12 protein-coding genes are annotated in these 10802 nt (G+C 31.3%); 4 read left to right on the top strand and 8 right to left on the bottom strand.

From position 1 onward, the window contains the following. Positions 1–290: 290 nt before the first annotated feature. Positions 291–980 (top strand): MgtC/SapB family protein, encoded by a 690-nt coding sequence (locus EP747_RS11940; protein WP_098428657.1) that lies wholly within the window; start codon positions 291–293, stop codon positions 978–980. A 63-nt stretch (positions 981–1043) separates the two neighbouring features. Then, a complete protein-coding gene (locus EP747_RS11935; protein ID WP_165347015.1) occupies positions 1044–2036 on the top strand; it encodes a potassium channel family protein in 993 nt (330 codons plus the stop codon). Between the two features lie 79 nt (positions 2037–2115). On the opposite strand, the gene EP747_RS11930 is transcribed toward EP747_RS11935, so the two are convergent. Together EP747_RS11930 and EP747_RS11925 are read right to left on the bottom strand one after the other, a co-directional pair. Continuing rightward, entirely contained in the window at positions 2116–2520 is a 405-nt protein-coding gene (locus EP747_RS11930; protein ID WP_129690229.1) for a YugN family protein, read from the bottom strand. 121 nt (positions 2521–2641) lie between these two features. Further along, a complete protein-coding gene (locus tag EP747_RS11925) occupies positions 2642–3994 on the bottom strand; it encodes a glucose-6-phosphate isomerase (RefSeq protein WP_129690227.1) in 1353 nt (450 codons plus the stop codon). A gap of 202 nt (positions 3995–4196) precedes the next feature. On the opposite strand from EP747_RS11925, the gene EP747_RS11920 reads away from it, so the two are divergent. After that, complete coding sequence (locus tag EP747_RS11920; RefSeq protein WP_056468643.1) at positions 4197–4430, top strand: DUF378 domain-containing protein; 234 nt, start codon at positions 4197–4199, stop codon at positions 4428–4430. A 76-nt stretch (positions 4431–4506) separates the two neighbouring features. Here EP747_RS11920 and EP747_RS11915 read toward each other — a convergent pair whose 3' ends face one another. Next, the gene (locus EP747_RS11915) at positions 4507–4893 is read right to left on the bottom strand and encodes a CvfD/Ygs/GSP13 family RNA-binding post-transcriptional regulator (protein ID WP_056468646.1); all 387 of its coding nucleotides are present in this window, start codon (positions 4891–4893) and stop codon (positions 4507–4509) included. Positions 4894–5211: 318 nt separating this feature from the next. Between EP747_RS11915 and EP747_RS11910 the strand changes: the two genes are divergently transcribed. After that, the gene (locus EP747_RS11910) at positions 5212–6048 is read left to right on the top strand and encodes an alpha/beta fold hydrolase (protein ID WP_419179309.1); all 837 of its coding nucleotides are present in this window, start codon (positions 5212–5214) and stop codon (positions 6046–6048) included. Positions 6049–6086: 38 nt separating this feature from the next. Here EP747_RS11910 and EP747_RS11905 read toward each other — a convergent pair whose 3' ends face one another. The 5 genes from EP747_RS11905 to EP747_RS11885 all read right to left on the bottom strand — a co-directional run bounded on the left by EP747_RS11905 (position 6087) and on the right by EP747_RS11885 (position 10398). Then, on the bottom strand, positions 6087–7490 hold the full coding sequence (locus tag EP747_RS11905) for a sensor histidine kinase (protein ID WP_235832861.1): 1404 nt from the start codon (positions 7488–7490) through the stop codon (positions 6087–6089). Then, complete coding sequence (locus EP747_RS11900) at positions 7487–8161, bottom strand: response regulator transcription factor (RefSeq protein WP_129690223.1); 675 nt, start codon at positions 8159–8161, stop codon at positions 7487–7489. The genes EP747_RS11905 and EP747_RS11900 overlap by 4 nt, the downstream gene beginning before the upstream one ends. Then, positions 8154–9140, bottom strand: a complete 987-nt coding sequence (locus EP747_RS11895; protein WP_129690221.1) for a YncE family protein — start codon at positions 9138–9140, stop codon at positions 8154–8156. Before EP747_RS11895 ends, EP747_RS11900 begins: the two co-directional genes overlap by 8 nt. A 113-nt stretch (positions 9141–9253) precedes the next feature. Further along, positions 9254–10000, bottom strand: coding sequence for a FixH family protein (locus EP747_RS11890; RefSeq protein ID WP_129690219.1), 747 nt, complete (start codon positions 9998–10000; stop codon positions 9254–9256). 215 nt (positions 10001–10215) lie between these two features. After that, positions 10216–10398, bottom strand: coding sequence for a hypothetical protein (locus EP747_RS11885; protein WP_129690217.1), 183 nt, complete (start codon positions 10396–10398; stop codon positions 10216–10218). Positions 10399–10802: the final 404 nt, after the last annotated feature.

Raw genomic sequence — 10802 nt, 5'->3', positions numbered from 1 at the left:
CTTCATGTTTTGTTTAGTTTTCAAAGTTCACTTTGTCGCGTCATTTGCGACTTTTTCATATTAACATCTCTTTATCAGCGAGTCAACATTTTTTTATTTTTTATTACTTCATTTCGTTTTTTGTCGAACCATCTTGGCGACGTATATAAATATAACATCCCATTTAGATTATGACAAGCCCTTTTTTCACTTTTTTTTATAAATGATAAAAAAATTTATATTTAGTACGAAGGAAGTGTAATGTGCAATGTCGAATTAGCCATAAACTATATAGAAAAGGGGTTTAGAAAATGGATCTACAACCAGATATCCTCATAAAATTACTAGTATCAGCAATGTTAGGTTCCGTTATCGGGTTAGAAAGAGAGTTAAAAAGAAAACCTCTTGGTTTAAAGACATGCCTCGTTATTTCAATAATGAGTTGCCTATTAACAATTGTTTCTATTAGTTCAGCTTTTTCATTTCATGGAAGTGATTATTTAAATATAACTATGGATCCGTTACGTTTACCGGCTCAAATAGTATCAGGAATCGGTTTCGTAGGGGCTGGTGTAATTCTCCGAAGAGGTAATGATACAATAGCTGGGTTAACAACAGCTGCTATGATTTGGGGCGCATCGGGTATCGGAATAATTGTTGGGGCTGGCTTTTATGTCGAGGCTTTTGCAGGCGTAGGGTTATTAATAATAAGTGTTGAATTAATTCCTTATTTAATTAACAAGCTTGGTCCTAAAAGATTAAAAGAAAGAGATATAAGTTTGAAGCTAACAGTATTAGGAAGCGAAAATATAAATATTGTCATTGATCAAATAACCGCTCAGGATATTACAGTTAAAAACATTAAAATAAAAGGATTAAATAATGATGAACACTATGTCCAAATGAAGTTATTAGTGTTTAATAAACGAAGAACGACAGAAATTTATTATGATATTGAACAAATAGAAAACATCCGTGGAATTGAAATAGAAAGTATATAGTAGTGATAAGTTATTGTTTATTGGTAAAAATAAGTGTTACGAAATTGCGATGGAGGTATAAGCTTGAAAGTATTTCGTAACCAACCTATCTATTTTAAATCCTATACACTATTTAAAATTACTCTAATATTATTATCGTTGATTGCTATTTTCGGAACAATCATCCATTTCGCAGAACCATTTACTTTTCCAACTGTTTGGGACGGTATGTGGTGGTCAATAGTAACTACATTTACAGTAGGTTATGGTGATTACGTACCTCTATCTCCAGTTGGACGTTTTTTTGCAGTTATATTAATTTTACTTGGTACTGGATTTGGTTCTTATTATATGATTTCATTCACAGCACAAACATTTAGGAACCAAGACGCGGATTTTAGAGGCACACTTTCATTTACGAAAAAGAACCATATTATAATAGTAGGTTGGAATGAACGAGTTAAAAATGTTATTAAACAACTACGTGCATCTTCAAACCAGGTCTATATCGTATTAATTGATGAAAGTTTAGAGTTATTACCTTCTGATTTAGATAAGGTGCACTTTGTAAAGGGCTCTGCCTCCAATGACTCAGTTTTAGAAAAAGCAAACATAAAATTTGCAAATACAATCTTAATCACAGCTGATCAAAATAAAAATGAGCAAGATGCCGATATGCAAACAATTTTAACAATCATCGCTACGAAAGGTCTTAACCAATCAATTAACTGTATCGCAGAAATCTTAACCAAAAATCAAGTAATTAACGCAAATCGAGCTGGCGCCAATGAAATAATTGAAGCGCATTTGTTGACTTCCTTTGTAATGTCAGGTTCGATTATGCATAGAGGATATTCCGATGTTGTGCTTAAGTTAACAAATCAATTAGAAAACTTTACAGTAAAAATATTGGAAGTTGAACAAAAAATGATCGGAAAATTTTATTTCGATATTGTAGTTGAAGAATTAAACAACGATAAAATGATTATAGGAATAATTCGTGATAAACAAACCATCATCAGACCTGATAAAAGTATAAAGATTGCAAAAGATGATTTTCTTATCTTACTTACTTAACAATTGTTTCTATAAAAAAGAGCCACTCCAAAAGGATGGCTCTTTTTTGATAGACAAAGTTCTAAAACTTGGTTCTTTTTTATAAAAGTTCATCTTCAATTTTCTTAAGAATTTCAAACCCTTTTATTTGATATTTTCTAGGAACTTTTCCATCTTTTTCAATTGGTTCTTGGAACTGGTTTAATGATCCAGTTAAATTTCCCTCGTAACCAATATTATCATCCAGCCCCTCATTATATATATGAGTTAATAAAAAGGGAGTCTCAAATTGTATAACTGCTCCATTCATATCTAACGAACCTGAAGTAACATTAAAGGGTAATCTTAAATATTGATACCCGTCATCATCTCGCATTAATAAATCAAAACTCCCATGATCATATTCCCAGTTTGCTCCAATTACAAATCCATGATTTTTTAATTTCCCCTCAATGTCATTAAGCGGAAATATTGCATTTTCTAATTTTGATTTTAAAGGATACATGCTTTCCTCCTCCTTTTTCAATAGTATTTTCTTATTAAGTAAAAACATGAATATTAATTTTAATTTCAATAAAAAAACCGTTGTTAAAGTTAAATTTAACAACGGTCCTTTTGTCTTAATATTATTTTAAGCGTTCTTCTAATTGCATTTTTAGTTCTTCAAATCCTGGTTTACCTAATAATGCAAACATGTTTTTCTTGTATGCTTCAACACCCGGTTGATCAAAAGGATTTACTCCTAGTAAGTATCCACTCATCGCACAAGCTAGTTCAAAGAAGTAAACTGTATAACCGAAAGTATACTCATCTAATTTCGGTAATGAAACAATTAGATTTGGTACTCCACCATCAGCATGAGCTAATATTGTACCTTCAAAAGCTTTTTTATTAACAAAATCTACAGTTTTACCAGCAAGATAGTTTAATCCGTCAGAGTCGTTATCCTCAAGTTCAATTGTCAATTCATGGCGAGGATTTTCAACAGATAAAACTGTTTCAAATAAATCACGTCGACCTTCTTGTACATATTGTCCAAGAGAATGTAAATCGGTTGAGAAGTTTGCTGAAGATGGATAGATACCTTTTTGGTCTTTCCCTTCACTCTCTCCAAATAATTGCTTCCACCATTCTCCGAAATATTGTAATGATGGTTCGTAGTTAACAAGCATCTCTATTGTTTTACCTTTGTTGTATAAAACATTTCGAACAACTGCATATTGATATGCTTGATTATCTTCTAATTCTGAAGAGTTGTATTCTTTATATGCATCTTGTGCACCCTTCATCATTTGTTCAATATCAATACCCGCTGCAGCAATCGGTAATAAACCTACTGCAGTTAATACTGAATAACGACCACCTACATCGTCAGGAATAACAAATGTTTCATATCCCTTTTCATCAGCAACAGTTTTTAATGCTCCACGTGCTTTATCAGTTGTAGCATAAATACGATGTTTAGCTTCTTCAGCACCATATTTTTCTTCTAACAACTTTCTAAAAATACGGAATGCAATAGCTGGTTCAGTAGTTGTCCCAGATTTCGAGATAACATTAATTGAAAAATCCTTATCCTTTAAAACTTGAGTTAAATCGTGCATATATGTAGAACTAATATTATTTCCTACGAAGAAAACTTGAGGTGCTTTTCTTTCTTCTTTAGAAGCAATATTAAAAAATGAGTGTTGTAACATTTCAATTGCAGCACGTGCACCTAAATATGATCCACCGATACCAATTACTAAAAGAACGTCTGAATCTGATTTAATTTTCTCTGCCGCTTTTTGAATTCGAGAAAATTCTTCTTTGTCATAGTCATTAGGTAACTCTACCCATCCTAGAAAGTCGCTACCTGCACCTGTTTTTTCATGAATTGTATGGTGAAATAATTTCACTGCATCCCTTAAATATGATATTTCATGATCTTGAAAAAACATATTTGCTTTTGAATAGTCAAATTTAATATGAGAAGTCATACATCAAACCTCCTTAAATAGTTGTAATACCTTTACAATGTACCTAATTAAATAATTGAAAGCAAGTAAATGCAATTATATTTATGTGAAAATTTTAACAAAAATTAAAAAGACATTTCGTCTTATAATTGTTTTTAAGTACATAAACAAAAATAAATGAGGAAAGATATGATAGAAGGTCATAAAAAGGAGGTTAACCTATATGAGTACATTACAACGTATTGCACTTATTTTTACAATTATTGGGGCTATAAACTGGGGTTTAATCGGATTTTTTCAATTTGATTTAGTTGCAGCAATTTTTGGTGGTGCAGATTCTGCTTTTGCTCGAATTATTTATGGTATCGTTGGTATTTCAGGATTAATTAACCTTGGCTTATTATTTAAACCTTCAGAAGAGCTAGGAACACATCCTGAAACAAATGAAGTAAGATAGATTGTAGACGAAATTAGTCTCTCTAGTATCTGTACTTTTCTAAGAATTAAAAAGGAAGGGTGAATCCCCTTCCTTTTTAATTCGTCATATTTTCTTTCTTCATCTCAACGCGAAGCCATTCATTTAATTTTTTATGCAGGGTGCTAAATCCATCTGGTTTAAGTTCTCTTAATAGTCTAGCTGCATGTTTTAAGTTCTCGTCACCATTAAATCCTTGATCGATACTTGCTCCTTTTAAAGACAAACTTATTTTTCCTGTCATCTCATCAATAGACAGTACACGTACATTTACTAATTGCCCAACAGAAATATAGTCTCGAATATCTCGAACATATCCATTAATAATTTCGGAAATATGTACTAGTCCTTGTGTTTGGTGATCAAGTGAAATAAAGGCACCATACGTTTGAATCCCTGTTACTTTACCAGTGTAAACTTTTCCAATATTGTAGTTTTGTGCCATTCAAAACACTCCTAATTTTCGTTCAATTCCAACTAAATTTTAGCACACACCGACCAACTTTTAAAGTTTGCTTACTACTCATAAATGGCACTTCTTTTCTAAAATCCCTTTACTTATTATAGTCACTTTAAAGGTTGGGCTATTTCAATTATTTTAAATAAATACCTGTCTCTATTAGAATTGACGAAAAACTTATAATTTAAAAGTATTTTAGCCATTTGCATATCATATGGTGACATACAGAGCATTACTTAGAAAAAGAATGTATTCCTTCCGTTTGGACATAATAATCCAAAAACTTAAAGGAGAGTTTGGATGATGAATCATTCTGGAACAATGCAGTCGACATATAAGGTTTCTGGACTTGATGTTTATTATGAACTTTACGGATACCATAATAGCAATAAGCAAGATTCAAAAGTATTTGTATTAATTCACGGTTTTTTATCATCTTGCTTTAGTTACCGAAGACTAATCCCTTTTATCTCAAAAGATCATGTAGTTGTCGTAATTGACCTGCCCCCATTTGGTAAAAGTGGAAAACATTTAAATTTTAAATATTCGTATGATAACTTTGCGAATGTCGTTATCTCTCTTGTAAATCATTTAAATTTGCAAAATATTTATTTAGTCGGACATTCGATGGGTGGGCAAATTGCTTTATATGTAACAAAAAAAGAACCGGAGCTTGTTAAAAAAGTGATTTTATTATGTAGTTCGGGTTATTTAGGAAGGGCAAATCCACATTTAATTATTTCATCTTATTTTCCTTTTTTCTATCTATATATTAAAAGGCATTTAGCTAAACAAGGTATCATGAATTCACTAATTTCAGTTGTTCATGATCAGAAGTTAATCGATGACGAGATGATAAACGGATACAAGGAACCTTTTTTGCAAGATGAAATTTTTAGGGCATTAACAAAGATGATTCGTGATCGAGAAGGTGATTTAAGTCCTGAAGATCTACAAAATATATCAGTACCTACTCTTTTAATTTGGGGTGAAAAAGATAAAGTAGTTCCATTAGAAGTAGGCGAAAGATTACATCGTGATTTAAGGTACTCAACTTTATATACTTATCCAGAAGCAGGACACTTAATTCCTGAAGAAATTCCTGAACATATTTATGAACGTATATCAAATTTTGTATAAGAAAAAGAGTCTCGAATTGAGACTCTTTTTCTCATTTTTTATAGTTCAAATATTGGTAAAGTAATAATAACCTTCAAGCCTTTGTCATCTATATTCACAAATTTTATTTTACCATTGTGTTGGTCTATAATGTGCTTTACGATGGCAAGTCCTAATCCTGTTCCACCTTCGTTTCTAGATCTTGCTTTATCGACTCGATAAAATCTTTCTCCTAAATGTGGAATCTCTTCAGACGGGATCCCTTTTCCTTCGTCTAAAATTTCAAATGTAACTTGTTTATCTTGAAACAGTGTAATATAAATCGTTTTACCTGAAGGTGTGTAACGGATTGAGTTATCAAGTAAATTGTGGATTACCTGTTGAAAACGATCTGGGTCAACATTTGCGATAATCGTCTCATCTAAATTCTTTTGAATTTTAATATTACGTTTAATGAGTATCTGAGAATATGTTTCGATTGTATCTTCAATTAGCTGGGCAATTACGTTAGGTTCTTGAATAAGTGGAAATTGCTGACCATCTAATGTGGCCAAGTCAAGTAAATCCCTAACTAATCTTTGCATCCGACTAGCCTCTTTTTGAATGATACCGACATATTTTAATTGCTGTTCTTGTTTTATTACACCATCTAAAATTGCTTCACTATATCCTTTAACATAACTTAACGGCGTTCTTAATTCATGAGAAACATTGGCTAAAAACTCTTTTCTATTTTCATCTTCTTTTTGTAAAGAATCAGACATTGAGTTAAACGCAGTAGCTAGTTTTCCTATTTCATCACCACTAATGTAGTGTATACGTTCGGTGTAATCACCATTTGCCATTTTATAAGATATTTGCTCCATTCTTGATAAAGGCTTAATCATTTGTTTTATTATACTTCTGCCGATTAAAAGAATAATGAAAGCAAATAACAATGTACTAATCATAAAGATCCATTTTGATTGTTGGATTAATTCAGTCACACTCCGTAAAGGTAAGTGTAAATAAATAATCCCTTCAAGTTTTTCTTTTTTTACAACCGGAACAACAACACCGATTATTTGATGCTTAAATCTTTTTTCAAATCCTGTCTTCGTAATCACTTTTCCTTTTAATAATGTTTCACGATCATCTTCAGTGATGAAAGATTCGTGGCTTACATTATAGGGGATACATGCACTTAAATCTCTTGGATTACTTATAAATAAAACATTAGCATTTGAAACAGCATCAAATTTTGAAACAAATTCTGAAAAGTCATTTACATTATTCGTTTTATGATAATGTTTTACTAAACTTGTGCCTTCTTGGATCAAAGTGGAACGAACATATGAAACATATAATTGCTTATATGCAAACTGAAACATTAAAAAGAAAAAGATTGTTGTACAGATTACGATTAAACAAATCGTTAACCAAAGCTTTTGTAAAAACGATAACGAATAGATCAATTTCTTCATCCGTTTATCCCAAATTTATACCCTACACCCCAAACCGTAGAAATATAATCTGCATCCTGTCCTAATTTAATTCTTAATGTTTTTATATGTGTATCAACTGTTCTAGCTGTACCAAAATAATCGAAACCCCAAACCTTTTCTAAAATTTGTTCGCGGCTAAAAACGTGGTCTTGGTGCTTACAAAAGAAGAGAAGCAAATCATATTCTTTTAAAGTAAGTGATAAAGGTTTATCTGATACAAAAGCATTCCTAGATTTTTCATTTATTTTGATTTGGCCAATCTGTAAAACGGAAGCATCCGAATTTTTCGTTCTTCTTAAAACTGCATCTACTCTTGCAATTAATTCTCCAGGACTAAATGGTTTTACGATATAATCATCCGCTCCCATTTTTAATCCATTTACCTTATCCCACTCTTCACCTTTTGCTGTTAAGAAAATCACAGGCACATTTGATGTTTCTCTAATCTTTTTACAAAGGGTCCATCCATCCATTATGGGCATCATAATATCTAAAATTAATAAATCATAGTTTGATTGACTTATTTTTGATAATGCGGTCTCACCATTGTTTGCTTCGTCCCAACTATATCCGCTATTTTCCAAATACATTCCAACCAATTGGCAAATATCTTGTTCATCATCAACAATCAATATCTTTCTTTCAATCATGACCAATGCCCTCTCTTAACAATAATTGAAAAGGTCCTCTCCCTACTGCAACTTCTTTTTCAATTTTCATCGTTGTCGTATTTATTTGGTACAACTTGTTTAAATCATAGCTAGCTGCATACGCAGTATGTTTAAAGCCAATGGCCGCATATGGATTTGATCCAACTTCTATAAACTTAGTCTGATTAACTACATTCGGATTTAGCTTATAAATTTGATTTGTACCATGGGCAATCGTAAACAATCCATCTTCATTTTGAAAAAACGAAATAGGCATTAAAGGAGTATGAAGTGACTTTTGTTGTTTACCAGTAATAGTTGAATATACTTTTACGTCCTCATTTTCCTCTTCACCATTTCCGTGTCCCCCTACAAATAGTTCAGATGAATTTTTGTTTAAAATTAAACCTACCGATGTGTACGGCACTTCGATTGATTGTTCAATTTTAAAACTATCTAAGTTAATACCAATTACTTTTCGCTCGTTAAACAAGCTAACATATAATTTATGATGAATCGTATCTTCAACCATCGAAATGGGATTTCTACCTATTTTAATTTTTTTAAGAATCTTTCCCTTACGATTAAAGAATGAAATGTTATTCTTTTTTCCATTCGTTACAGCAATCACCCGATTACTTTTTAAAGAAATTATATTAGTAATACCAGTACCAGCATTCCAACTATCGACATGGTCCCCTGTTGAAAGATGATAAATATCTATTTTTGGATTTGTTGGATGATATACCGCAATATCTTCTCCGTTCTGTAATAATACTGCACCACTTACATCTCTATTTAAATTCCAATCTGCTACTTTATGTAAGTCGTCTAAATTTAGGAACGTTAAACTTCCAACTTTTTTATTTACTGAAATAAGGACATTTTCCGAATCCTTAATATGTGACATATTATTTGGCACACAGCCAGTACAAAATAAGAAAAGTAAAATCGTGCCGAAGATCGAAATCTTTCTCAAAATATTCACCCCCATAAAAGCGATATCAGTCAGAAGCTAACTCTTTACTTCAAGCTTTTATATAAAAGAGGCTATCCTTCTATTCATCAAAGATAGGATAGCCTTCGTTATTATTAATTTACTGTAACCTCTTTTTCAGTATGGTCATGTAATTCCTCTTTTTCAACATGAACCTTTACTGTATTTGTTCCTTTTTCTTTAAAAGTATACTTAACTTCATATTCACCTGGTGCAACTTCTTTTGCATCAGTAAAGTCATGCTTTCCTTGCTCATCTTTCCATGTTTCAATTCGCACGTTCGCTTTTTCTAGTGGTTTTCCATCATTCGTCATAAGATGAATCGTAAAGAGATTTTCTTTATTTGCATCAATATTTTCAGTGCCCATTAAATGAATCATTACATCGCCATGATGATCATCTCCACTGTGAGTTTCATGCTCACTCTTTTCACCATTACTATTACTAGTTGAGGTAGTAGTTTGAACTTTAAAATCCTTTTTAGGCATTGAATGTTGATCCCTAGCAGTAACATGGGCAATTACATAATAATCCCCTGGATCAGTAAATTTGTATGTAGCCGAATAAATACCATCTGCACCATTTTTTGCATCAAGCATGGCGATACTATCTTCACCATTTTTTCCAATTTCAAATTGAACTTCATCTGCGTCAGAAACAGCTTTATTATTTTGACTAACTTCAGCACGTATTGTAATTTCTTTATTTAAATTAATATCGGATGTCGGCAGAAGTATATTTACATCAACTGGTTTTTCAACTACGGGTTCCTTCTTCTTCTCATTAGAACATCCTGCAGTAATCATAATACTTACAATTAATAGACTTAAAATTTTTTTCATATGTATTACCTCCTAAGATTCTGCTAAAGTTAAACAGATCTTAAATTTAAAATCGATAAGATTAATGTTTTAAACACGCTTTGTTGAGCAGATCTGAATTAGTTTAATGTAGCTTATAAATTCACAAAAACAATCTATCACAAAAATGTGATGAAAATGTGATGTAACTCCAAAAAAAAGAGACCTTCCTTAGTAAGTCCCCATTTTGAATTACTTTATTCACGTAATGATTTTTTTTCTTTTGATTCCATTAATTCTGTTATACGCTTTTCTTCTTTCGTCGATGCCTTTTTAATTAAATAAAAAGTAATAAAAGCACCAATCATAAAAATAATTAATGAAATAACGGCAGGTATATACTCTGTTTTATCTTCAGGAAAATATAAAAACTCCATCATAGTCCCATCACTCCCACTGCCAATTATACAAAGTATTCTTTAATAGTCAAAGTAAAATGAAGTAATGGCCAAAAGATTTTTCTTTGATAATAAAGTTGTTTCTTATTGATGTATAAGTAATTCTTGAGTTTCACTAATAATTTGAATGATAAAATAGAGAATCCCTAGAACAATGATTCTAAAATTTTTAGGATTAACTTTTTTATAGAAAACATTTAAATCAACTCCATTACTTGCCCCTATTTAAAACATAAATGAATTTCTATGAAAAAATAGTCTATTTATTATTGTTTTATCTGTCATAAACAAGTGATTTTTAGTTGATAGATAAATCTTTTAACTAACTTACAAAATTAAACTATCTTCTTTTTTGACGATCAATCTTTGTAAAGATCTGTATGTCG

Origin of the sequence: Gottfriedia acidiceleris (assembly GCF_004138285.1) — a bacterium.
GTDB lineage: Bacteria > Bacillota > Bacilli > Bacillales > Bacillaceae_G > Gottfriedia > Gottfriedia acidiceleris_A.
The sequence above is the reverse complement of the archived record's forward strand: the minus strand, read 5'-3'. Positions and strand labels throughout refer to the sequence as shown.

What these genes read in the sequence shown, in the direction of transcription:
- EP747_RS11940 (WP_098428657.1), top strand. Translation starts at nt 291, where the DNA reads ATGGATCTACAACCAGATATCCTCATAAAATTACTAGTATCAGCAATG.
- EP747_RS11930 (WP_129690229.1), bottom strand. Translation starts at nt 2,520, where the DNA reads ATGTATCCTTTAAAATCAAAATTAGAAAATGCAATATTTCCGCTTAAT.
- EP747_RS11925 (WP_129690227.1), bottom strand. Translation starts at nt 3,994, where the DNA reads ATGACTTCTCATATTAAATTTGACTATTCAAAAGCAAATATGTTTTTT.
- EP747_RS11920 (WP_056468643.1), top strand. Translation starts at nt 4,197, where the DNA reads ATGAGTACATTACAACGTATTGCACTTATTTTTACAATTATTGGGGCT.
- EP747_RS11915 (WP_056468646.1), bottom strand. Translation starts at nt 4,893, where the DNA reads ATGGCACAAAACTACAATATTGGAAAAGTTTACACTGGTAAAGTAACA.
- EP747_RS11910 (WP_419179309.1), top strand. Translation starts at nt 5,212, where the DNA reads ATGAATCATTCTGGAACAATGCAGTCGACATATAAGGTTTCTGGACTT.
- EP747_RS11905 (WP_235832861.1), bottom strand. Translation starts at nt 7,490, where the DNA reads ATGAAGAAATTGATCTATTCGTTATCGTTTTTACAAAAGCTTTGGTTA.
- EP747_RS11900 (WP_129690223.1), bottom strand. Translation starts at nt 8,161, where the DNA reads ATGATTGAAAGAAAGATATTGATTGTTGATGATGAACAAGATATTTGC.
- EP747_RS11890 (WP_129690219.1), bottom strand. Translation starts at nt 10,000, where the DNA reads ATGAAAAAAATTTTAAGTCTATTAATTGTAAGTATTATGATTACTGCA.
- EP747_RS11885 (WP_129690217.1), bottom strand. Translation starts at nt 10,398, where the DNA reads ATGATGGAGTTTTTATATTTTCCTGAAGATAAAACAGAGTATATACCT.